18 protein-coding genes and 2 tRNA genes are annotated in these 23,675 nt (G+C 38.0%); 7 read left to right on the top strand and 13 right to left on the bottom strand.

What is annotated here, in order from left to right; all coding sequences use genetic code 11:
* Positions 1 to 263 precede the first annotated feature (263 nt).
* A complete protein-coding gene (tnpA, locus tag IPG37_01050; protein QQR53995.1) occupies positions 264 to 710 on the bottom strand; it encodes an IS200/IS605 family transposase in 447 nt (148 codons plus the stop codon).
* Between the two features lie 327 nt (positions 711 to 1,037).
* On the opposite strand from tnpA, the gene IPG37_01045 reads away from it, so the two are divergent.
* Positions 1,038 to 1,436, top strand: coding sequence for a hypothetical protein (locus IPG37_01045; GenBank protein QQR53994.1), 399 nt, complete (start codon positions 1,038 to 1,040; stop codon positions 1,434 to 1,436).
* Between the two features lie 63 nt (positions 1,437 to 1,499).
* Here IPG37_01045 and IPG37_01040 read toward each other — a convergent pair whose 3' ends face one another.
* The 6 genes from IPG37_01040 to IPG37_01015 all read right to left on the bottom strand — a co-directional run bounded on the left by IPG37_01040 (position 1,500) and on the right by IPG37_01015 (position 9,810).
* Positions 1,500 to 1,961, bottom strand: a complete 462-nt coding sequence (locus IPG37_01040) for a hypothetical protein (protein ID QQR53993.1) — start codon at positions 1,959 to 1,961, stop codon at positions 1,500 to 1,502.
* Complete coding sequence (locus tag IPG37_01035) at positions 1,945 to 2,886, bottom strand: UDP-N-acetylglucosamine--N-acetylmuramyl-(pentapeptide) pyrophosphoryl-undecaprenol N-acetylglucosamine transferase (GenBank protein QQR53992.1); 942 nt, start codon at positions 2,884 to 2,886, stop codon at positions 1,945 to 1,947. Before IPG37_01035 ends, IPG37_01040 begins: the two co-directional genes overlap by 17 nt.
* A 103-nt stretch (positions 2,887 to 2,989) precedes the next feature.
* Complete coding sequence (locus IPG37_01030; protein ID QQR53991.1) at positions 2,990 to 4,690, bottom strand: tetratricopeptide repeat protein; 1,701 nt, start codon at positions 4,688 to 4,690, stop codon at positions 2,990 to 2,992.
* Complete coding sequence (locus IPG37_01025; GenBank protein ID QQR53990.1) at positions 4,690 to 5,163, bottom strand: DUF721 domain-containing protein; 474 nt, start codon at positions 5,161 to 5,163, stop codon at positions 4,690 to 4,692. The genes IPG37_01030 and IPG37_01025 overlap by 1 nt, the downstream gene beginning before the upstream one ends.
* Before the next feature lie 178 nt (positions 5,164 to 5,341).
* Positions 5,342 to 5,418: transfer RNA gene (locus IPG37_01020), tRNA-Met, on the bottom strand.
* 111 nt (positions 5,419 to 5,529) lie between these two features.
* The gene (locus IPG37_01015; protein ID QQR53989.1) at positions 5,530 to 9,810 is read right to left on the bottom strand and encodes an ankyrin repeat domain-containing protein; all 4,281 of its coding nucleotides are present in this window, start codon (positions 9,808 to 9,810) and stop codon (positions 5,530 to 5,532) included.
* A gap of 199 nt (positions 9,811 to 10,009) precedes the next feature.
* Between IPG37_01015 and IPG37_01010 the strand changes: the two genes are divergently transcribed.
* Positions 10,010 to 11,239, top strand: coding sequence for a DUF1343 domain-containing protein (locus IPG37_01010; protein ID QQR53988.1), 1,230 nt, complete (start codon positions 10,010 to 10,012; stop codon positions 11,237 to 11,239).
* On the opposite strand, the gene IPG37_01005 is transcribed toward IPG37_01010, so the two are convergent.
* A complete protein-coding gene (locus tag IPG37_01005; GenBank protein QQR53987.1) occupies positions 11,236 to 11,760 on the bottom strand; it encodes a thioredoxin family protein in 525 nt (174 codons plus the stop codon). The genes IPG37_01010 and IPG37_01005 overlap by 4 nt on opposite strands.
* A gap of 449 nt (positions 11,761 to 12,209) precedes the next feature.
* Between IPG37_01005 and IPG37_01000 the strand changes: the two genes are divergently transcribed.
* From IPG37_01000 to IPG37_00990, 3 genes are read left to right on the top strand one after another with little or no spacing between them, the layout of a single operon-like run.
* Positions 12,210 to 14,714 carry a ribonucleoside-diphosphate reductase subunit alpha gene (locus tag IPG37_01000; GenBank protein ID QQR54277.1) on the top strand — a complete coding sequence of 835 codons (2,505 nt, stop codon included), beginning with the start codon at positions 12,210 to 12,212 and terminating at the stop codon, positions 14,712 to 14,714.
* A gap of 22 nt (positions 14,715 to 14,736) precedes the next feature.
* Positions 14,737 to 15,738 (top strand): ribonucleotide-diphosphate reductase subunit beta, encoded by a 1,002-nt coding sequence (locus tag IPG37_00995; GenBank protein ID QQR53986.1) that lies wholly within the window; start codon positions 14,737 to 14,739, stop codon positions 15,736 to 15,738.
* Positions 15,739 to 15,744: 6 nt separating this feature from the next.
* The gene (locus IPG37_00990) at positions 15,745 to 17,049 is read left to right on the top strand and encodes a hypothetical protein (protein QQR53985.1); all 1,305 of its coding nucleotides are present in this window, start codon (positions 15,745 to 15,747) and stop codon (positions 17,047 to 17,049) included.
* Positions 17,050 to 17,052: 3 nt separating this feature from the next.
* On the opposite strand, the gene IPG37_00985 is transcribed toward IPG37_00990, so the two are convergent.
* Entirely contained in the window at positions 17,053 to 18,183 is a 1,131-nt protein-coding gene (locus IPG37_00985) for a protein serine/threonine phosphatase 2C family protein (GenBank protein ID QQR53984.1), read from the bottom strand.
* Positions 18,184 to 18,323: 140 nt separating this feature from the next.
* Here IPG37_00985 and IPG37_00980 point away from each other — a divergent pair.
* A tRNA-Ser gene (locus IPG37_00980) sits at positions 18,324 to 18,415 on the top strand.
* A gap of 5 nt (positions 18,416 to 18,420) precedes the next feature.
* On the opposite strand, the gene IPG37_00975 is transcribed toward IPG37_00980, so the two are convergent.
* The 4 genes from IPG37_00975 to IPG37_00960 all read right to left on the bottom strand — a co-directional run bounded on the left by IPG37_00975 (position 18,421) and on the right by IPG37_00960 (position 22,256).
* Positions 18,421 to 19,050, bottom strand: coding sequence for a hypothetical protein (locus IPG37_00975; protein QQR53983.1), 630 nt, complete (start codon positions 19,048 to 19,050; stop codon positions 18,421 to 18,423).
* Between the two features lie 66 nt (positions 19,051 to 19,116).
* On the bottom strand, positions 19,117 to 19,371 hold the full coding sequence (locus tag IPG37_00970; GenBank protein ID QQR53982.1) for a hypothetical protein: 255 nt from the start codon (positions 19,369 to 19,371) through the stop codon (positions 19,117 to 19,119).
* 495 nt (positions 19,372 to 19,866) lie between these two features.
* The gene (locus tag IPG37_00965) at positions 19,867 to 20,685 is read right to left on the bottom strand and encodes a CPBP family intramembrane metalloprotease (GenBank protein ID QQR53981.1); all 819 of its coding nucleotides are present in this window, start codon (positions 20,683 to 20,685) and stop codon (positions 19,867 to 19,869) included.
* A 215-nt stretch (positions 20,686 to 20,900) separates the two neighbouring features.
* Complete coding sequence (locus tag IPG37_00960; GenBank protein ID QQR53980.1) at positions 20,901 to 22,256, bottom strand: hypothetical protein; 1,356 nt, start codon at positions 22,254 to 22,256, stop codon at positions 20,901 to 20,903.
* Positions 22,257 to 22,600: 344 nt separating this feature from the next.
* Here IPG37_00960 and IPG37_00955 point away from each other — a divergent pair, with 344 nt between their 5' ends.
* On the top strand, positions 22,601 to 23,665 hold the full coding sequence (locus IPG37_00955) for a hypothetical protein (GenBank protein QQR53979.1): 1,065 nt from the start codon (positions 22,601 to 22,603) through the stop codon (positions 23,663 to 23,665).
* Positions 23,666 to 23,675: the final 10 nt, after the last annotated feature.

Here is a 23,675-nt window from a genome sequence, read left to right as displayed (position 1 = left end):
TACGTTACAATATGTCATTAAATTGACATTTTACAAATACAAACAAACTTATTGAAAGGATATCATCATATGCAACTACGTAATGCACTACTTATCGCCGCTGTTCTGCTTTCACGCGATATGTGGAGTTGTGAGAACACAATAACACTTCTTCCAGGCGGAGGTTTGGTATCTCAGCCAGTTATAACGCCCTCATAAAATGAGGGGCTTAGCGGCTGGGAGCAGTCTCGAAGACTGCCAGATAAAAAATATACTAAGTCGTTTTAAAATTCACCGGATTCATCGTAACCAAGAGAATCAAGTTGATTTTGATTTTTGATGTAAGCGTATATCTGTGCTTTTTCAAAACCAACAGTAGAAACAGCATAACCTCGTGCCCACAATCGTTCACCGTTAAAATTCCTTGCTCTTCCACCAAACCTTCGCGCAACAGCTATCGCACTTTTACCTTTGATAAATCCTACAACTTCTGCTACAGAATATTTTGGTGGTATGCTTATCAACATATGAACATGATCCTGAACCATGTTCCCTTTCTCTATTTTACACCCTTTTTGACTCGCCAATTCATGAAATACTCCCGCTAAAAATTTCCGTACTTTTCCATACAAAATCTTCTTCCTACATTTCGGAACAAATACTATGTGATATTTGCAGTTCCATTTCGAATGACTTAAACTTGCATATGATGATGTTGTTTGATTTTCCATTTTTAATTCCTATTGTTGGCCCGCCAAGCCCAACAATAGTTTATCATTTTTTACAACATCATCTTTTCTCTCTTGAATCCGGGGGCCGAGCCTTGACAGTCTCACCAGTCTAACTGGTGGTTTACCTATCAATCAATTAATAAAGACCAAGCAGAAATAGATAAAATTAAGCAGCAGTATTTTTCTGAAGCTACCCATACAAATCAAACTATAAACACAATACTCTCAAAAAAATCAGAGCCTTTCGCGAATCAAATTTTGAACTTAAGGCGCACACTGAATACGCCATACTTAATCTATGAAGACTGGATACATAAAGAGGTAAAAATGAAACAAGCTGGAGCAGCGGTTTCAGCTGTTGGTATGGCAACTGCAAGTGTGTGGTTGGTAAGAATAGCAAATCAGTGTAACGGAGATGCCTGTGGAGGATATCTCCTGTATGCCCTAATCCCAGGCTTTCTATCTGCAGTCTTTGCGGACACGTACATACGAACAGATTTCTATAAAGATTATAAGCGAGTGATGTCAACTGCTTTATCTCAGGAAGAAATAAATCATAATGCAAGAATAAATCAAAATATTTCAGAAGTGGCTCAAAAAGGCAGTGATGTAATTCAAAAGTTACTGAAAAATGAAGCTATAGAAACATTCATCAATTTAGAGAATGATTTCAAACAAAAGAAAGACGGGTTTCTTGCAGCACTTAATAACCAAAGTGCCAATTAGCTTTGCCTTCTTCAATGAAACATGCAATAAAGGGTGGTGAGAATTTTTCTCACCACCCTCTTTTTATTTTACAATCACACGACCATCCAAAATATCACACAGATATTCCTGTGTATCTTTGAGTGTTATGTAGGTTTTTGGCCTGCTATTTTCAAGATGCAACATCCCATAAAAAACTCCGGTAAAATCCAGAATTTCGTCTTCTTGATTGGGCATGCCAACGTTGACAATGCCAAGCAAAAACTTTGTTGACGAATGGGGCGCTACCACATATTCAACAGGCACGCTCATCTGACAACACGAATTAACCGGTGTTTGGTTATTCTGCTGTTCAATGCAGTCGGCACAGATTGGCTTGATATGCTTCGGTTTTAATTTTAAATAGATACGTTGGTCAGACTGATTGGTAATAGTAATCTGTTTTTCACCTTTTTCGTGCCCAATGCGCAAAAAAGGGTATCGTGCATGCATCTGTGACGATGTGACAACCAGCAACACGCACAGTAGATTAGACAGTTTCATCATTACAATCCTTTTTTTTGATAAGCTTTGTGATATATGATGCAATCGGCGCAGCATTGTGGCTTAAAACGGCAGCCTGATCCATAACATGAAACAGATTAGAATAAAGTTTTTGTGCCTGCAACGCGTTATCTTTTTGATGGTCGGTAATATCCGTTTCAAGCGGAATAAGAATCGACGGCTTTGAAAACGCCTTGCATTCAAAAATCGTTCCCGCCCCCGCTCGTGCAATAACAAGATCGGCTGCTGCGTACATGTCAGCCAGCTGAGCCGTGTAGTCAAACACATGAGCACTGATCGATCTTTTTTGATACGCAGCTTTTACCTTTTCAACCTCATTCGTGCCGGTTTGATGAATAAACTGAACATCAGATGCCGGAAAGTTTTTGTCGGCAATCAGCTGCAAAACTGCGTGATTGAGTGATTGCGAGCCTTGCGAGCCACCAAGCACGGTAATGGTATATTTAGTGATAGCAAGCCCCATCGACTGTCTTGCCTGCGCAGCTGTTTTTGCCATTTGTGCATGGTCATATCGTATCGGATAGGCAAGGTACTCGGTTTTATGTTCTAAATTGTTAAATGCAACCTGATCAAATGCACAGTATATTTTTTGGGCAATTGGAGCCAATGTTTTGATCGCTTTTCCAGGAATAACGTTCAGTTCATAAAAATGAATGGGAATGTTCATCAGATAGGCTGCCAGACAGGTGGGCAAGGCGATAATGCCACCGGTTGAAAACAGAACATCAGGCTTGGTCTGATAAAAAATAATGCAGCTTTTTACAAACGACTGCAGACAGTTCCATGCAACTCGTGGATAATCTGACCAGCTGCGTGGCAGATTTTGCAACGGCAGCAGTTCATAGCGATCTACCTTTTCTGCATGATCATGCAGAATCTGCTGATCAAGCTTTGTATTGCTTGCCAAAAAGACCGTTTTCAGTTGTGGATTTTTCTCTTTTGCCTGTTTTGAAAGTGTCAGGCAGGGGATGATGTGTCCACCCGATTTGCCGGCAGCAAATGCAACGGTTTTATAGTTTTGAAAGATGCCTGGGACTCCATTTCTGTTTTAGTTTTTGGACCAGCTGCTTTTCATGCGGATGCACTGCCTTAGTTGCTGCAGTTTCCAGAAAGCCAAGCGCATCGTCTGCATTTCCAGTTTTGTACGCATTTTTTGCCAGATGAACTGCGATCATTGCATTATCGGAACTGGCCGCATATGCCTTTTTAAAAAGCTCTTGAGCCTGCACAAACAGACCCTGTTTGTATAAAACATATCCGTGCGTGTCGACAAGCTGGGGATTATGAACATCTATCGCACGAGCTTTTGCAACTGCCTGTTCCGCTTTTTGAAAGTTTGCTTTGTCTTTTGTGTAAAGATACGCCAACAGATCAAGCGATGGAATATGATTCTGTTCTATTTTTAATGCTTTTTTTATCGCTACTTTTGCCTGGACAAACTTACGCTGCATGGACAGAGCAAATGCATGCTTTTGAAAAATATGCACAGAAAGATCAGTAGTAGGTTCAGATTCGATTTTTTCTAAGTACTGTACCATGTTCTGCCAATCGGACGAACGAGCATACAGATCCATCTTGTAAGAAAAGGCTTCTTGGCTTTTTAAGCTAGCAAAAAGTGTATGCGCATGCTCAACAAACTTTTCATGTTCTTGCGCAATTAAAAAAATAAATTTTGCCCATTCTGCCGTATTTTTTTCTTCTTTGAGATACTGAGTAACCTGATCAGCTATGTTTTGATAATCACCCATTTTCACAAGTATTTCAACCTTGAACAGTTTATAACTCAGGTTTTGAGCATCTGACAAAATGCAACGATCAACAGCTTGTAATGCCTGCAGATACTGCTGTTTTTTAAAATAGTTCACTGCACGGTTAAACGTCTGCTGGACAGAATGTGAAGCAAAAGCGGAGACAGATGAGGCTGCAGGTTCTGGTTTCAGGCGGCCTGCAAACCGTGATGCATGATTTTTCAGCTCCTGCTTGACGCTATCATCGGTCAAACTTAAAAACTGGTTGTATCCATGTGCCGCATCGGCCCATTGCTCTTTCTGCTCTGACAACAAAGAAAACAGGAGCCAGCCTTTGTCAAACTGCGGATTAAGCTGCAATGCGGTTTTGACCGATGCAAGTGCATGATCCGGTTGCCGAATCTGCATAAAAATCTGTGCTTTTAAAAAATGGATAATAAACTTATTGCCATGACTACTTTTTTGTGCCAAAAACGTATCAATAAGCTTGAGTGCTTCCTGTGGCTGCTGTCTGTTCAGATGGCTGTTTACTGCGTTAAAAAACAGTTCATAATCGGCAGGAAATTGTTTGTGTAGTTTGATAAAAAAGAGATCAGCTTCGGCCTGATTTCCCGATTTTAACAAAGCTTCAGCATGGTACTTTGCAAGCGTACGATCAGTTTCGAATCTTTCCGGGTACTGCCGGCTTAATTCTAAGACATTGGCATATTTTTTGGTTTTGAAAAAAAGATCTACTTTCCCTTTTAACGTAAACTGGTGATAAGGCGCATCCTGTTGCGTAATCAGGCTAAAACTTTTTTCTGCCAGCTGGATATTACCTGTTTGCAGCTGATAACAGCCCCACCAATGTTGTAAAACAGTCGTTGGATAGGTATCATTGCTTATCTGGACGGCCGAGACAGTCGACAAGACAAAAGTGGCAAGCAAGAAGCTTGCCTTAGAAATTATATACATTTGCTTCACTACTCTTTCCATAAACAACGTGCACGGAACCTTTCTAATGTCGTTTTTAACTCTTCATCTTGAATCACATTTAATGCTCTTTTTTCACGCTCTGAAAGTGGATCTACGGAAGCAAAATCAATTTGATGAAGCATCATCCGCTGCCACACCTGTTTTTTAAATTTTGGTGTACTTTTACCCTTTAATACTATTTTTTTTATCCGAGGCTTATCAAGAGTATCATTGATTCTATTTTGAATAACATGCGTTAATGCATGAAGCTCCTGCATCCAACAGGAGTTTTCAACACCCAAGATAATGTAATCATCTCCAATTTTTTCAAGTACCACCTGTTCATCAAGCTGCCCAATAATTGACGGCCAGCATTGTAACAGCTGAAACTTCCAGCTTGCTTTAAAATAAGAAAGGTCTGCAATAATAGATTGAACCGATGTGACTGACATATCTACCATACTGATTAGTTTACAAAACATGATAATCGTTTTTTAATATTTATACAATAGAGCTTCGAAGATCAAGCTATACAAAAAACAGGTATGTTTTCAAATGCAAACTACCTTCGGAATTAACAGGAGATACACCATTTTACTTATAGAAAAATCGTATTAAAATCAGACAAGGCTAGAAGACCTTATTTTGAACAGAAAAAATTGGTGGCGGGGGCTGGATTTGAACCAGCGACCTTTGGGTTATGAGCCCAACGAGCTACCAGGCTGCTCTACCCCGCGGCATTAAACTTAATAATAAAGCCTTTTCTGGTTTTGTCAAATAAAAAAAAGAAGATTTTCCGACAATGTAAGCTATTTTACATTTGAAAAACTGTTATTTTGCCGATTCTATCAATGATACTGCTGCGAATACGGCGACGGGCCGGCGTTTTGTTGATATGCCCATGGAGAATTGTACGTATTCTGATTGTACTGATTCTGCCTCGACATATGGTCCTGATACTCCTCTTGGCTCATCGGCGGCGCTGATGGTTCAAATGAACCTGGTTGATACGGTGGGGTTGGCGGCTTGGGAGCAGTAAAGTCATTATAGATCTTGGTCAATCGTGTACGCTCCTGCGTTTCACGTTCTTTGATCTCATTTTGTTCTTTTTCTTTGTTTTTCAACTCATCTTTTTTCATTTTTGCAAGCTCTGCAAGGTTGATATACCAGTGGCTTGGTGTATAGGAAACATACGGATTAAACTGTAAAATAGTTGAATACATCCTTTTATTCTCTTTTTGCAGCTCTTTAATCTCCTCATATCCTTGCTTAATCGATGCTCTTTTCGTTTCAAGCTGACTTTTTACCTTTTTGACTGCAGTTAAAGCCGATCTTCTTTCTGAATCATAGCCATATGGTGAACCTAAAACCATCTCTGCATCGCAACCTTGCCTATTTTTTAGCTCAACATCAGCATTTTTTTTGATCAGGTATTCAATAAGTGAAAACTGATTTACATCTGCTGCAAAAATCAAAGGGGTATTGCCTTCATGATCAGCGATATCAATATTTTTATCATACTGTAATGCACAATCAACTATCTGAGTCGAGCCAGATAGTACCGCATAATGCAGGAGCGCACGCCCTTTCCGGTCAACCTGTGTGGTCTGTATTTTGCATTTCAAAAGATAGTCAACTATCTCTTTTTTATTTAAAGCCATCGCAATCATAAGTGCAGTTAACCCATTTTTGGTTGTATAATCTATGTTAGTAGGCCTGCCATCCGTTATGATCTTTATCATGCGCAGATCACCTTTTTTGATGGCCATTAACAGGGGAGCTTGGCAATCATCATCGACACGATTAGGATCAAAACCTTTGTTCAACGCAACCCTCATCTGTTCATATGCTTTATATTTAAGAATCATGGGAAAAAAAGTCTTATATTCATAGTTTGTGTTACAGAGATCTTTTAATCCAAGCGTATCCACAAACTTGTTTCTTGATATCTCTTTAAGATGTGACGGAACAACATAATCACTAGCAGTAAAATAGTGATGTTCCGCTCCTTTTTTGTAGAACAACGCATGTTTGTCAACATGCTTCAACAGCTTTTTAAAATAGAAAGCATCATCCAGCTTGATCGCATCATCAACTGTCGCATACAACATTTCGCTTATCTTATAGCTTGAGTTTTTTTGACTCTGTTTTTTTAAAAGCAGTGCAAACAAAGCTTTCTGTTTTTTATCCATCGCAAGCTTTAAGGGACTATTTCCCTTTTTGTCGACACTTTCTAAACTACTGCCATGTTCAAGCAGCAGAGAAACTATTTCCAAACCATTTTGATACGCATGAAACTGTGCTATTACCTCTAAAAGTGGACTGTTTTTGGTGATTGGATCGATCAAATTGATCACAGCTTTTTGATAAGGAAGTATTTTTTTTATAAAAGCACTTTTGTTAGTACGCAATGCACTCTGTAAATAGGTTAACCCATCCTGATTTTTGATAGACCAGTCAATATTTTTTTGATCAAACAAATAGTCACATATCTTTTGACCTGCATCAGTTTCAGCATGTTGCAATGCAAGGTGTAACGGAGTATCTCCAGCTCTATTCGTTTGGTTAAGCTGATTGCTAAACTTAGTCAATAGAAAGACAGTAGCCTCAAAATCGTGATAATAGATTGCCGCATGCAATAAAAATGTTCTGCAGATAAATGCTGTTTCCTGTTGAGCAAGGTGGGGAAATCTGGTAATCAGACTTTTAAAATAGGTTCTCTTGTGATCATCAAATAGATTCGCATGTTTCAAAACAAGCAACGGCAGAGAATCTCCATCGAGCGTAACTACATCCTCAGCCGCACCACGTGTTTTAAAAAGGTCAAACATCGCTCTATTTTTTTTCGCTACCGCAAAAAGAAGTGGGGCATAACAAGCGTCATCTTCATTTGTAGGAATTGTAACCGTTTTCCACTTTTGCTTGGTATCATATTCAATCAAATGCTCAAGCAATCCAACATTTTCTGTTTTACAAGCAAGCTCAAACAACGAACTATCTGTCACATTAGTTTTTGCATGTATCATCTGTTCAAATACATTTGAAGAAAGCTGCTTCTGAACAGCATATATAAACTTATTAGCATCGTCTTGAGGAATGTGGCGATTTTCCAACAACAAAGTAAACAGATTTTTCTGGTACGTATTTGTAAAAAACTGCCCATTATTGTTTAAAAGAACAGGCTTTGCATCGATAAGTTGATCAATTATGGCAATACCAACACGGTCATCCCCACTCTTTACCGATTTAATGGCATACAACAACGGGCAGAGTCGCTCATTTTTTGTTGGACTATTGACAGTTGTTGGATCGGCTTTAAGAATTTTTGTTACAATACTATGCTTTTTTAAGTCGATCGCATACAACAAAGGCGTTAACCCTTCTGTATTGTGCCGATGGAAATTCATACACTGCGACTGTCCCATAAACAGATCAAGATTATCATTTTTGATTGCTTCAAATATAAAGGTCTCTTCAAAAAGCCTTGGACATACTTCGTTTAAGACCTGAAGGCCTTGGTGCCATTCATTACCTTTTTGAATGGTAAGTCCAGTTGGTGTTTCTCCTGCCTTATTTGCTTGAGTTGTAAGCGCCGGTTCTTTTTGAAGAATTATTGAAACAAGTTCACTGTTTTTATTCATTACTGCATGATGAAGAATCGTATTACCATCAGTATCAACTGTATGCAGATCAGCTCCGGCAGTAAGAAGTTGTAGCGCACCTTCGACCCAAAAACCATTCTGTCCTGCAAGCACAAGAGCGCACAGACCACTCCTATTTTTCTGATTAACCACCGCAAGATCCTGTTTTTCAAGAATCTTTGAAACAAGCTCACTATTTTTATTCATCACCGCATGATGAAGGATCGTATTGCCATCATTGTCAACTGTATGCAGATCAGCTCCGGAAGCAACCAGTTTCAGTGCACCTTCGACCCAAAAACTATTCTGTCCTGCAAGCACAAGTGGACAAAGCCCCTTGCTATTTTTCTGGTTAACCGCCGCACGATCCTGTTTTTCAAGAATCTTTGAAATAAGTTCACTATTTTTATTCAGCACCACATGATGAAGAATCGTATTACCATCATTATCGACTGTATGCAGATCAGCTCCGGCAGCAAGAAGTTTCAGTGCACCTTCGACCCAAAAACCATTCTGTCCCGCAAGCACAAACGGGCATAGCCCCTCGCTATTTTTCTGGTTAATCGCCGCAAGATCCTGTTTTTCCAGCAGCTTGGCAAGCAAGTTTTCATTTTTACGCAACACTGCCCAATGGAAAGGATTCTGCTTTTCATAATCAATAGTATTAAGCTCAAAACCGTGCGATAGCAATAAATCAACTATTTCAACATTTTCACTCACTACTGCTAACAAAAATGGTGAAAAGCCAGATCGATTTTTATCATTCAAAAGCTTCACATTGTCTTTTAATAAAGGTAACTCCTGCTGCAAAAAATCGATATTGCGTGCACCAACCGCATAATGCAACACCGTATTATCGCGATTATCTTTTTCAAGCAGTAGTTGGTTCCAATGATTTGCACACCGTTTTTTTAAGAGTTCTATTATTGCCCTGTTATTATTTTCAAGTGCCGTATGAAGCACTGTTCGACCTTGTTGATCTTTACCTGTTATATTTTTAGTCTTGCTTAACAGTAGTTCAACCATCGCTTCATTGTTTGCCTGAACAGCCAATAACAGTGGAGTTATTCCATTGCTATCAGTTTTTTCAACATCGACAAACCCTCTACTTTCTGCAAAAAAACAGTCTTTTTGAGCTTGTGCAGAATAAAGCAATCCCCGCTTATGAAGCTCCTGTAAATAGCGAACATCATTCTTTTTGATGATAAGATGCAGTATCATATTACCTTCTGAATCAATGTATTTTGCAGGAATATTGTTGTCCAATAGCTGACAAAAAGATTCAAAATCACTGTTTCTCACTGCTTCATATAATGCCGCAGCACCAGCATGGGTTGAGTCATAAATCACGGCATCAACGAATGCACCAAGCACATTCCATTGCTTTGACCAACCGGCAAACTTCTTCTTTGCAGAAGAACCATGTAGCTCGCACATACTGTGACACATCAGGAAAAACAGGAACACGATCTTAAACAGTTTTTTCATATATCTCTTTTATTAACTTATTTTTACAAAATACACATTTTTTTCCAAATCAGCAGCCATACCGTGGTTTTCATTTTATAAAAAATTGCAAAAAAGTCTATTTCTTTTAACTGTTCAGTCAAATACTCATACTTCATTGTTTCTTCATTTTTCAATGTAGTAGTTTACATTTAGAAAAACATATTGTAAGGAAAAATAGATGAAGCCCTCCATAATTCATTTTTTGGCTACTGCTCTAACAACTTTTTCTGTTACGATCTCTACAGCAAATCATTTTCATTATGGCATTGAATCGGTTAATCAAAAACTAATCAAAAAAATGTGCTCCAAGACAGATCCACGCATTGGACTGGTAACCAATCAAACAGGCATAGTTCACAACGGAGTTAAAAGTGTAGATTTTTTGAAAACACAGGGAATTACCGTTTCTGTCATCTTTGCACCTGAACATGGATACTGGGGCGTCGTCCCTGCAGGCAAAGACGTTGCATCAACCGTTAAGCCCAACCTTGGCATTCCAGTCGTAAGTTTATATGCACATGGTGCGGGTAAAAAAATTACCGCGCAACAGATGGACCTCGTCGACATTTTGATTTTCGACATCCAGGATGTTGGCATGCGACATTTTACCTATATTTCTCTGTTGTACAAAGTAATGGAAGCGGCAAAAACGTTTGACAAACCCCTCATTGTATGTGATCGGCCCAATCCACTGGGTGGTTTGATGGAAGGACCACTGGTAGAACCATCTTTAATCTCTTTTATTTCGATTGCGCCAGTTCCACTGCGACATGGCATGACCATCGGCGAACTTGCACTCTATTTTAACAGATATCAGATGAATAACAGCGTTTCGTTACATGTTGCAAAAATGAAAAAGTACAAGCGTGCACCATTAGAATCTTTACATGCACCACTTTCTCCGAATATTAAGACTATAGAGTCAGTTCGCGGCTACAGTTTTTTGGGACTTGTTGGAGAAATAGCACCTTTTGACGTTGGAATTAGCTCAGACACACCTTTTGAAATATTAGGCTTACAAACTTCTGAACCGCAAGCTACACTTTTTTTAGAGAACATCAAAAAAGAATTTGATAAAGTTGGACTTGCTTCTTCCATGATCTCTTACCTTGCAGAAAGAAATGGAAAAACATACACAGGTCTGAAATTTGATTTTTCAAAGCCTACTCCAGTTTCAACCATACAATCACTTATATACATTATTCAAAAAGCAGTTGAAGCGAAACTGAAAATTTCTTTTTCTGCATCTTTTGATAAAGCTTTTGGCAACAGTTTACTCAAAAAACAGTATGAATCAGTCTCAATTGCTAGTTTTGCACTCCTGCAGGAACCATTAGCAATATTTTATAAAAAAGCAAAAGCAACCTTTTTGTACAAACCATATCCATTCATAAAAACACTCAACTAAAGCCGTTCAAGACACCATTCAATACCATTTTTGAGTGCTTGCAATGGAGGTTTTGTAACTCTTGCAATCAACGATTTGAAAGAAAATGTTTCATAGTTATAACTGATAACTTTTTGATCATTCAACCTAAATGTTTCGCTTAGTGCGGTTTCAAAAAATGTTTTAATCTCAACATTGCGCTTTACACCAACATCTTGCCTTACCTTTTTACCATCATAAAAATAGCAAAATGTAGGTACACGGTCTACTTTATAAACACTGCATAATGCATTATTTTTATCAAAATCGATACTTACAAAATTAATTTTATCTTTAAACACACTACTATTAATAACCTGTTTTAATGGTTCTTTGATTGATTTACAGATAGAACACCAAGGAGCTGTAAACACAGCAAATATGGGTAGCTTGCTGTATGCCAACAAGGTTTCAAACTCCTGTTGATCAGAAATAACTCGTATCTCTGTACCAATAAGATTATGTAAACAAAACACACTTATAACAAACAGCTTACACTTCATTTCAAACCCCTTTTTTCTTGGTATTATAACAGCCTCTCCCTATTTTTTACATACTACTTCAAATAGATGAAAAATAGCCTTTCTAGATAGCATTTTACTGACTATTTCTAAACAATAGAGACGATCATGTCTTTTAAAAATAAGATTTATCTGTAGACTAGAAAATTATACTTTTTTAAATTATTATGATATTTTGTATTTTAAATGAAAAAAATTATCCTTAAAAATCGCAATATAATATAAAAAAAAGTTGTTGATCATCTATTATTTAACGTTTAACCTATGACATATAAGCTACTTCCCTTTGTCTAAAAAATGTTTATTTATAGAGTTTTTATAAGGTTTATTCGTGCAGATATTGTATTATGTGAATTGGCGAAACAATGGCTTTCGACTTGTGAAAGGAATCAATGGAAAAGTATGCGAATAACAGTAGCAGAAATGTTATGATGCGTGTTGGACTAGCAACTGAGTTAGCTGTTTCATTAAGGGTCAAACGGCATGATGGAATAATTGGCCATTTTAATATCGACCGGCTTAAAAGCAGCCTTGAATGGGCAGCAAATGGATTAGCACATAAAGTTGATTTTGAACTGATCATACAGGAGGTTACAAAATATCTCTTTGACAACATTACACCAGTTGAGATCTCAGAAAGTTTAATTCTTGCAGTCGTATCGTTAATTGAACGTGACCCTGTCTATGGATACATCTCTGGCAGACTACTTTTTAAAAAACTTTTCAAAGAGGTTACTGGTCATTCAACTATGCGTACCGATCATGAAGCAATGTATATGCAAGCATTCACTGATGGCATCCAACTAGGTGTTCAAAAAAATATCTATGACGAACGCCTACTTGAATTTGATTTAGATTTTTTAGCGACGCACCTCATATTCGAACGTGATAATCTTTTTGATTACATGGGCATGAGAACGTTGTATGAGCGATATTTTTCTCATGTGGGTCAAACTCGTTTTGAGCTTCCTCAAGCTTTTTGGATGCGTGTAGCAATGGGTCTCTGTTTCAACGAACCTAACAAAAACGATATGGCAGTAAAATTTTACAATATATTTTCTACATTGAAATATACCGCAGGAACGCCAACTTTATTGCATTCTGGCCTTGTAAGACCACAATTAAGCTCCTGCTTTTTAACCACGGTTGATGATGATTTGAAGCATATTTTCAAATGTTACGGAGATAACGCACAGCTTTCAAAATGGTCTGGGGGAGTTGCTACCGATTTTACCAATTTGAGAGCATGCGGTGCCATGATTGAATCAATCAAAACTGAAAGCCAAGGTTTAATTCCTTTTTTAAAGATCGCAAATGATGTTACGGCAGCAATTAATAGAAGTGGAAAGCGTCGTGGCGCAACGTGCGCATACCTTGAAACATGGCATTATGAGATTGAGGATTTTCTTGATTTAAGACGTAATACGGGCGATGAACGACGACGTACTCATGATATTAATACCGCAAACTGGATTCCGGATCTTTTCATAAAACGTGTAAATGCTGATGGCCAATGGACACTGTTTTCTCCTGATGAAACTCCCGATCTACACCACCTGTATGGTAAAGCGTTTGAAAAAAGATATATTGAATACGAGCTTCTGGCCGAGCAGGGCCGTATGCGCCTATTTAAAACTATTGAAGCAAAAGCACTGTGGCGAAAGATGTTGAGTCGCTTATTTGAAACAGGGCATCCATGGATCACTTTCAAAGATCCTTCAAATATTCGCTCTCCTCAAGATCATGCAGGCGTCATCCATAGTTCTAACTTATGTACCGAAATCTTACTTAATACATCAAATGCTGAAACTGCCGTCTGCAACCTTGGATCAATCAATTTAGGACAACATATTATTGACGGTGTATTAAATAAAACGATGCTTGCAGAAACCATTCATGCTGCAGTTCGCATGCTTGATAATGTCATAGATATTAACTTCTACCCAACCGCCGAAGCTGAAGCTGCAAACTTTAAACACAGACCAATAGGGTTAGGAGTAATGGGCTTTCAAGATGCATTATATAAACTAAATATAACATTTGATTCTACTGCAGCTATTGAATTCGCAGATGAATCTATGGAATACATAGCATTTCATACAATTTCTGCATCTGCCGAACTTGCAAAAGAGCGTGGAACCTATGCGTCATACCAAGGATCAAAATGGGATCGTAACATCTTTCCTCAAGATACAATTGATCTTTTAGAACAGGAGCGCGGTGAACCTATTCGAATAACGCGAGGTGGAAAGCTTGCATGGGATTCTGTACGCCAAAAAGTAAAAACTTACGGAATGCGTAACTCAAATGTCATGGCAATTGCTCCAACAGCTACTATTTCAAATATTGTCGGATGCATTCCTTGTATTGAGCCAATTTATAAAAATCTGTATGTCAAATCGAATATGAGCGGCGAATTCACTATCGTAAATAAGTACCTCGTTGCAGATTTACAACTACTAGGATTATGGAACAATACAATGCTTGAAAAACTTAAATATTTTGATGGCAGCGTTCAGTATATTGAAGAAATTCCTGCTCACATCAAAGCAAAATACAAAGAGGTTTTTGAAATAGATCCAATCCATCTGATTGAGATGACCGCACGCCGGGGAAAATGGATCGATCAAAGTGTTTCGCACAATGTATTTCTAAAAGGCACTTCAGGTAAACTACTCAATGATGTATATATGGGCGCATGGGAGCGTGGCTTAAAAACAACCTATTACTTACGAACATTAGGCGCAAGTCAAATAGAAAAATCAACACTTGATGCAAAAAAATTTGGATTTACACAAAAACGTGAATACGACCATGCTGCAGGACGTACAGAAATACAGGAGCCAGTTCAAACTAAAAATACTGCTCATGATACAATAACAGGCGCAAGAGTATGTTCTTTGCAAGAAGATCCAGAATGTGATGTTTGTCAGTAGTTATTTTCAAAAAGGTAAAAGAATGAACCAAGGAATTATTAATAACTCGCTTGTCGATCCAAATAAGATTTTGCCTATGCGTTATTTGTGGGCGCGCCAACATTACAAAGACGGCGTAGCAAACAACTGGACACCGGAAGAGATTTCGATGCAGCAGGATATTGAACAATGGAAATCGAAAGACTTTCTTAATGATGTTGAACGTCGAATGGTGCTGTGGAATATGGGTTTCTTTTCTACAGCCGAGTCATTAACTGCAAATAACCTTGTATTAACAGTGTATAAACATGTTACAAACCCTGAGTGTCGACAATACCTTTTACGACAAGCATATGAAGAAGCCGTACATACAGATACTTTTATCTACTGTTGCGATTCGTTAGGGCTCGATCCTGATCTGATATATAATATGTATCAGACGATTCCATCGATTAAAGCAAAAGATGATTTTGTGATCGAACTTACCAAATCGATTTTAGATCCTGACTTTAAAACAGACTCACCAAAGAACATTCAACGATTTTTGCATGATTTAATCGGCTTTTATGTGATTATGGAAGGTATCTTTTTTTATGCGGGTTTTGCAATGATGCTTGCATTAAAAAGAAGAAATAAACTGTCAGGCATTGGTGAACAGTTCGAATATATTATGCGAGATGAAAGCATTCACCTCGCATTTGGATGTGATCTGATCAATACAATTAAATCTGAAAACGCAGAAGTCTGGACAGCTGAATTTCAAGCAGAAATTGTAGAGCTTATCAAACAGTCAGTAGAACTTGAAAAGCTTTATGCACATGATGCCTGCCCTACGGGAATTGTGGGCATTAACGCACAGCAGTTTTGTGAATACGTTGAGTACATAGCAGATAGACGATTAGAGCGCATAGATTTACCCAAAGTATATGCAACTAAAAATCCATTTCCGTGGATGTCGCAATCTACTGATTTAAGTAAAGAAAAAAACTTTTTTGAAACTCGAGTAACAGAATATCAGACTGCTGCATCGCTTGAATGGGAGTAAAAGGAGTTGGCATACATAATAAAAACAGCTCTCAATGTTTCATATGAAATGTTTGATATCCCTCGTCGAGATCGGACAGTAGATCAGATAAAATCACTCAATCAAGAATGGATCCAGGCTGTCAAAGAAGGCCCACTAGACGAAGGCATTGATTGTCTGCATGCCCCGTATGACCACGAACAACTTGCCTTTATAAAACACAAAGCACACTACTATCTGGCAAAAAAAAACATACATACGGTTTTTGTTATTGGTATTGGCGGATCTCATCTGTCTATCCAAGCTGTAGAACAGTTCTTGCGGGGAACATTGCCATTACGGCAATCCCCCGCTTTTTTTTATATTGATACGGTAGATGCCGACCAACTCTATGAAATTCAGCTCCATGTACAAGGACTGATACAAAAAAACCTTCATTTTGTATGCCTTATCATCAGCAAATCTGGTTGCACTTTTGAAACTGTTATCAATGCAACCATTTTTTTTCAAGCGTTTAATCTGTCGATGATCAAAGAACATACCATCTGCATAACAGAAAAATATTCCCCCCTTGAACAGTGGGCACGGGAAAATCTCATTGAAGTATTATATATACCTGAAGAAGTCGGTGGCCGTTTTTCAATTTTTACGGTCGTTGGACTATTTCCGTTAGCGCTTGCAGGGATCGACATTGAAGCGCTCTGCCAAGGAGCCCGCGGATACGATGTTGTGACAGATCACGCAGGAAAACGCGCACTTTATCTTTACCATGCAATTAAAAAAAAAATTCCGATCCACGACCTTTTTATATTTTCTCCAGACGCTCATGCACTCGGACTCTGGTATCGCCAACTGATGGCTGAAACACTTGGTAAAGACGAGGATCGGTTTGGAAATCGTAAGATCAACGGCATCATGCCAACCATTTCGATCGGCACAAGCGATTTGCATTCTGTTGGCCAACTGTATCTTGCCGGTCCACGTACACGCATTACCACCTTTTTAACCGTACAGACAACGCAGGATATACCCATACAGACTAATGGTTTATGGGCAGGCCATGAGTACGAATTCAAAAATTTCACTGCATACGACGTCATGCGCATCGCCTCAATTGCGACGATGGAAACGTATAAAAAAGAAAAAAAGCATTTTATGCACATACATATTCCCCAAAAAAACGCCTACTTTGTGGGGCAATATATGTTCATGTCGCTGTTGGAAATTCTGTATACCGCGCAGCTACTTGAGATTAATCCGTATGACCAGCCTGCGGTTGAAAAGTTCAAGTCAGAGATCAAACAGCAGATGCACAAATTTGCAAAAAAATAGTTGCTACCGTGACCATGGCCATTGCCAGTTCCAAATTCGCTTCAGCCAAGAAGATTTTTTGGCTACTGTCGGAGGAACCACCTCTTTTTGCGGCATGGAAGTTTTGTCAACTATTAAAACAAGCGTCGTGTTATCGTGCAGCATAGCTTGGTGTTTGGAAACGAATGCTGACAACTCTTGTTCGGTCCAATCATTGAATTTGTTAGTTAAAATTCCGACAAGTAGGAGAGCTTGCCGTTCTTTTTCTGTTTTAAACCTACGATCCAGAGGGTAAAGAGGAAAGTGGGCAACATTATTGTTTGTATAATCACGGTACATGGCACTGATGGCCCCCTTTTCAAACTCATCTTCATGCAACATAACGGCAATGACAGTCTGAAACATGATGCGACGCAAAGCCTGATTTTTGTTCGCAGCTATTTGAAACATTGACCATAAAAAAGAGTCTGTTTGCTCATCAAACTGATCTGATCCAGACAAGCCACTCGTTAAATCAAACACACCATCACATCCAAGCAGCAGATAGGGATATTCTGACTTTGAAAGAATGGCAATTTCAGGCGTCGCACTAAGTCCAATTTTTTTGAGTGCCACATCCCCAAAGGAACGGGTAACCATCAAAGTTCCACCCAGTCGTTCGACTCCATGGACCGTTTTGACATTCTTTTTTCCCACGCGCTCAATCTCTTTTGGGTTTGAAGCAGTATGATCAACCGTCTGTTCGATCTTTTTGTAACCCCAAACAGCGCGTGAATCACCACAATGTGCAATGAAAAAATGATCTTTATTCTGCAACACCACAAGCCCGGTTGCACCCGATTCATCAGTTTTATCTTTGCCAAGTAATTGATAAAGCTTATTGTTAAGGGCCCGAAAAGCTTTTTCGATCACCGGCTTTTCAAGGACAATGGCATTGAAAGCGGCAGGCGCTTCGTTTTTCAAGAACTCCGCCACCTCATCCCCGTATGTTCCATGGCCGTCAAAAATAGCAGCAAGGCACTGGTCGGCTTTATTTGCTGCAACATAATATCGATCCTGCTGATACGGCCGTGAACCCTGCAAAGAGAGAGCCTCAACCTCAATCGGTTTTGTTGTATTAAATAATAATGTGATTAAGAATAGAAAATAAATCATTGATATACCCAAATAAGATTTTAATTTCAGTATATCACAGTTAGGTTTCATTACACAAACAATTACGGCCTCAATTTGCAAAATAATGCTTTTCAATCGGTTGAAAATACTTTATCTTTTATAAAAGCATCTTTATTTGCGGAGAGATGGCAGAGTGGCCGAATGCGGTCGCCTCGAAAGCGATTATTTCCAGCGATGGAAATCGGGGGTTCGAATCCCCCTCTCTCCTCCAGTGTATTATTCATCTATATTTACATCTGATAAATAATCATCTATATCTACGTCTATGCGATAGGGTTGATTTTTTACAGACTGTGCCCAATCCCAAAACATTACCTCTGCTCCTCGTTTTACTGAAGCATATAAAATCAGTTGCATAAGATTCATATTAAACAGTTGGGGACGTTGTTCGACAGCCAGTTTATATATTTGCTGGTATCGTTCTTCTGGATTTTCCAAACGCGCAATTTCATTTAATTTTTGCTCACATTCTCTTATTTGTACCAAGGCACAAATATGTTTCGTTTGTAGTTGCATATCAGGAAGCCAAGATCCTAGACTCTTATCAGGGAGCCAAGAAGTACGATTTTTGAAAGCTTGTCTTTCTACTTGCATTTCAAGTATAGATAATTGACGGTTGAGCGATTCGGGATCCTTTAAAAGCGCATCAACGTTATGCACATCAAGGTCTATATTTTTTGGTACATAATATTCGAAAGATTTTATTCCATCACTAAGGTCTTCAATGTGAACAGCTACCTCCCCATCGTCTTCCGTTTCGGTTATTCTATGTTGATATTGCGCTTGCACAGATACATTTATTGCCATGCATATCATAGTCATGATAGTTAATTTTACTTTTAACATGGTAATTTCCTATTTTTTAAAGCTTTATTTAAACTCATTGTCTACTATTTTTAATGATATCATTGATTAATCAAATATCAAATTTTGATTAAATGTTACAGTTTTATTATAACTAAAATTACAATCATAAATTAAAATATAGTTTATTTTGTGAAGGAATGGATAACCTTGGCAGCCGTCATGCGATTTGAATACGCTCTTTGCGGAGGGTTGTATGCCCAACCCTCCAACCCACCCTGCACAACCTTGCAGCTTGACCTGCTCTATTGCAGGTGAACTCGGCGCTTCGCTCATTTCATTCGCTGCATCGCCTTCGGACATCCACCTTCATCAGATTTCATAGCTTTTTTTAAATCCAAAAAGAATCGACCTTAGTAGCCGTCATGCGATCTGAATACGAAGTAGTCAGGTCGCATATTCGGCGTTAATGGAGCGGTCAACCTGCACAGGTTGCACGGGGCGGGTTGGAGGGTTTCGTGCATAACCCTCCACAAAAAACACATAACATTAAAAACAAAAAAACAGTGATCATGAAATAAACACACAATCACTAAAAAAAGAAAAAACGAGAATAATTCAATTCTCAGCCATCTGGGGTTTAAAAACTACTTATATTCCAACGGCTTAACCTGCTTTTGCCTCATTCTTGTGTGTCTATTTGGATACCCGTTTTTCAAACGCATCGGTTTTATAGTATGACGATAATATTGATTAGCGGTCTGGCAGACACTATAAATGCATTCTTTAAAATCAGTATTTTTCTCAATCCCGAAAAACAGACTCAGCTACGATTCGCTTTATTCACTATCTTCAATTTTACTTTTGTGCTTGACCATTGAAAAAAAGATGTTTTTGCTTATAAATGATTACCAGCGTAAGTATGCTCAAAAGTACTGTTTGAATAATTTTTGAATCAGGATGAGTAGCAAATAGTTCATTAAAAAAACCTGCCGTAACATGAAAAATAATTGCAACTATGATGCTTCTGTCTGCTTTATAATAAAGCCAATTCATCAAAAATACAAAGGGAAACAAGCTAATAGCAAAATTTAAAGAGTAAATCCAACTACTTTCAGCAATATTACTATGATAATACCCTTTTATAAAGGAAAGAGGAAAATGCCAACCCACCCAAAATAAGGCAAAAATTATGCAAGTGGTAAAGAGGCTAAACCTGGTACGTAAACAGTCTGTGCCATAAGAATGCCAAGCAAGCTCTTCTATAGTCGGTGCAACCAATAACATCATCCACGCGGGGAATAAACTAAAAGAAAATGATGCGTGACTTGATAATAAAAATTGCTCAGCACTATATCCAAATAAAAGAGAGATACCTTGAGCAAGTAAAATACTAAAAGGCATTATGCTAAACGCAAGTAATACATAAAAAGGCTTCAAAGCAGTAAAAGTAAAAAGTCTTTCCGATAGATCTTTTTTTAAATTGTCATTCACATATATCATCGTAAAGGCTACAACGGTAGGGCTCACCAGACCAATAAGCATCAAGATACCGGATACACGTTGATATGCTTCTAAATGGCTAAGGTAGGCTGCTATAAACCAACTTATCCAACTTGTACAGATAGACAAAAAATAAAAAAGGCCGGGCCTATCATAAAGATATAGAGAACTCATACAGAAAACCCCTTCTGGTTCATTTGAACGATAAAAATTATAATAAAATCATAATGTATAAAAAATACTCTTTAAAAGCATATCAAAAATAAAAAACATGTGAATTCAATCCGAACTTAGAACCCATTGAGACTTTAAAATGAGTTTCGAAGTATAGACAAAGGGGGCTGTGCCAGCGGCACATAGTAACCAGGATTGTCAGCCATTTTGTAGAACTATTTATATTCCAATGGTTTGGTCTGCTTTTGTCTCATTCTTGTGTGTCTATTTGGATACCCGTTTTTCAAACGCATCGGTTTTATATTATGACGATAATATCGATTGGCGGTCTGACAGGCATTATAAATGCGTTCTTTAAAATCTCTGTTTGTATAAGAATCTGGCTTTGTTTTCAATCCAAGAGAGGCAAAATAGTCAAGCTGGTCCTGACTGAAGAATGTAAAGGTTTTAAAGTACAGTTTTTCTCGATACTGTTTTACAATACTTAGGTTATCCTTGGGCCGTATATCAAATATAACAATCTCTTTGTTGTCAAGAAACGATTCACAGGCATGCACTGCATTAATAATGTATGGTAAAAAGACAACTACCGGAAGCGGGTTTAAAATAAAATGTGGTCTATAATGTTGCGGTGTCCAACCAAAAAACCAGAGTTCAATGTGACCAGGTGATACATTTTTTAACAAAGGATGGGTTCCGGAAACAATCGCCTCATTATGCATATTCAGCCGCAACGCATCACGCTTTGCACCCATTTTTTTTACCGGCTTCATCGTTTTTAGTTGAATTTGCCAAAGATTATCAGGAAGTTTGAAATTATGCCTATTTTTAAACACCTTCCTTGAAAAAAGGCGACTGAATGAAAATAGGTCTATCTGCTGAATACGATCATGTGATGAAAAAATATGATAGGTACGCTTAAAAATCGGATCATTGACTAAAAAATCGGTTTCCGTAACTAAGGGAACTCCAATCAACACCTGTTGATCAATCTGTAAGGTTGACTGTGGATAAAAATCTTTACGTACCGCGGCAAGGTTCAAGCTAATGTTTCCCCCATGACTGTAGCCGATAAGCCGTATTTTAGGCTTTGTTTGATAGGTATGCTCATACTCTCTGACCAGATCCTCCAAGAGCACAAAAAGCTCGTGCGCATCATAATAACGTTGCTGAGGACTCAAAAGCCCTGTCCAACCAAACGTATAGTGATGATTGATTCTATTTTTATCAATCCCCTGTTCTATTTCATTAAAAATTGCCGCAATCGCATTGCCTGCATCACCATACTCGAGTTTTTCCGGATCGAGCTTATGCAGGCCGATTTGCTGCATCGCTTGAGCATACTGAAAAAAGGGGTCATTCCGAATGAACTCTACCTGCTTTGCGTACAATGTATGAAGGACATTATCATTCATGAACCGCATAAAATTACCCACGTTCAGATGCGGCGTAATGCTCATAATGCCATGGATATACACGGTAATCCATACTTCTTCTGCTTTTGTCGCAAAAATCACTGTAAACAATAACGGAGCAATAAGTATTGATAAAAGCTGTTTTTTGATAACCATAGTTTCAATTCTCAATAAGTACAACGTACGTAGCAATCAGTAAAATACTACTATACCATACATTTTTACGTTATTTTTTGCAATATTCATTATAGCAGATAATAACAGTAATTTTCAAGTTGAAATTATTATACACTGTAACGTCTTACCTTCCAGACAGCTTCAAACAAGGAATCCATTTCTAATACAGAAGGCCTAATCAGCAAAATAAACACTTTACAACAAAAAAAAACTTTTAAAGCATATATATTGCGCTATCAGAAACTAATTAAATAAACTAACAAATCATGACTACTGACTCGAATCTTCAACCACATGACGATACGCATGAAAAAGGCATTGAGATGGAAAAAACATATCATTTTTTTTTATACATTTCGATTATTACGCACCTAATATATGGCATGGAACCAGAGAAGCTTGATACTGCCACCATTACACACACAGACCAACCAATAAGCGATGCAGAAAATGGCAACACCGTTCAAAACCCCTTAGCTATTAACCTCATAAAACAGAATTCTGAACAGATTGCGATGCTTTTTTCTCCCCGTAGCCAGCCCAGTCAAGACCTGATCGCTTCAAGCCCACTAATGTACCTAGCAAAAGAAGCATGGAAAGAGGCTTATGAAAAAATTGCATCAGGCGAAGAGATGCACAATTTAGAAAAAGTAATCAATATCACAAACCTCCTTTTATTATTGCAAGAATCATCCTTGAGACAGTTTACTCGGGCTTCCAAAGAGCTTATCAGATATTATAATCAGACAAATTTACTACCAAAATCAATGAATGGTTTTGAGGAAAACATTGATGCTAAGCCTCTTAACTTACCCCAGCCACTTACTACCATGCTCGGGTTGGTTAATACCACTGATAATTTTTTATCCTCTATGGAAAAAAAACAAAAAAAAACGATATTGAGAATTCTGCTACTACTTAACACCTTCGTTTATGAAAAAAAAACATGTTTAAATAAAACATTGTATGAAGCAATGAAAACATTTGTTGATACTACTGGTAATTCTGAACACGATGGAAGACAGCTGCTTATAGAAACCAACAAACTGATTAAGTTTTCGCACAATGATAATGCCAATGATCTGATGGAAAAGAATATGGATATTTTTTTTATAAGGGTAAACCCTTTCTTTCAGGAACTTAACAACTACTTGATAAAAACTAATCTAATATCAGCATTTGTACCAGAAAAAGACCTTGAAAAAACCGTACTACCTACAGAGAAACCTCAATCAGATGCTCAAAAAATATATGGTTTTTTGAATCAAAAACAGATCAGAATACTCAAAAAAAGTCTTCTGCTGGTTGTTTTTGGCATTTTATCATATAGAATTTTGAAAAATAGATACCATATTAATTTCGATTCAATCTTTCATCTTTTTTCTTGATACTAGATTA

Source organism: bacterium (assembly GCA_016699125.1).
Lineage (GTDB): Bacteria > Babelota > Babeliae > Babelales > Vermiphilaceae > AWTP1-30.
The sequence above is the reverse complement of the archived record's forward strand: the minus strand, read 5'-3'. Positions and strand labels throughout refer to the sequence as shown.

What these genes read in the sequence shown, in the direction of transcription:
- tnpA (QQR53995.1), bottom strand. Translation starts at nt 710, where the DNA reads ATGGAAAATCAAACAACATCATCATATGCAAGTTTAAGTCATTCGAAA.
- IPG37_01045 (QQR53994.1), top strand. Translation starts at nt 1,038, where the DNA reads ATGAAACAAGCTGGAGCAGCGGTTTCAGCTGTTGGTATGGCAACTGCA.
- IPG37_01040 (QQR53993.1), bottom strand. Translation starts at nt 1,961, where the DNA reads ATGATGAAACTGTCTAATCTACTGTGCGTGTTGCTGGTTGTCACATCG.
- IPG37_01025 (QQR53990.1), bottom strand. Translation starts at nt 5,163, where the DNA reads ATGTTTTGTAAACTAATCAGTATGGTAGATATGTCAGTCACATCGGTT.
- IPG37_01015 (QQR53989.1), bottom strand. Translation starts at nt 9,810, where the DNA reads ATGAAAAAACTGTTTAAGATCGTGTTCCTGTTTTTCCTGATGTGTCAC.
- IPG37_01010 (QQR53988.1), top strand. Translation starts at nt 10,010, where the DNA reads ATGAAGCCCTCCATAATTCATTTTTTGGCTACTGCTCTAACAACTTTT.
- IPG37_01005 (QQR53987.1), bottom strand. Translation starts at nt 11,760, where the DNA reads ATGAAGTGTAAGCTGTTTGTTATAAGTGTGTTTTGTTTACATAATCTT.
- IPG37_01000 (QQR54277.1), top strand. Translation starts at nt 12,210, where the DNA reads ATGCGTGTTGGACTAGCAACTGAGTTAGCTGTTTCATTAAGGGTCAAA.
- IPG37_00995 (QQR53986.1), top strand. Translation starts at nt 14,737, where the DNA reads ATGAACCAAGGAATTATTAATAACTCGCTTGTCGATCCAAATAAGATT.
- IPG37_00985 (QQR53984.1), bottom strand. Translation starts at nt 18,183, where the DNA reads ATGATTTATTTTCTATTCTTAATCACATTATTATTTAATACAACAAAA.
- IPG37_00975 (QQR53983.1), bottom strand. Translation starts at nt 19,050, where the DNA reads ATGTTAAAAGTAAAATTAACTATCATGACTATGATATGCATGGCAATA.
- IPG37_00970 (QQR53982.1), bottom strand. Translation starts at nt 19,371, where the DNA reads ATGTCCGAAGGCGATGCAGCGAATGAAATGAGCGAAGCGCCGAGTTCA.
- IPG37_00965 (QQR53981.1), bottom strand. Translation starts at nt 20,685, where the DNA reads ATGAGTTCTCTATATCTTTATGATAGGCCCGGCCTTTTTTATTTTTTG.
- IPG37_00960 (QQR53980.1), bottom strand. Translation starts at nt 22,256, where the DNA reads ATGGTTATCAAAAAACAGCTTTTATCAATACTTATTGCTCCGTTATTG.
- IPG37_00955 (QQR53979.1), top strand. Translation starts at nt 22,601, where the DNA reads ATGGAAAAAACATATCATTTTTTTTTATACATTTCGATTATTACGCAC.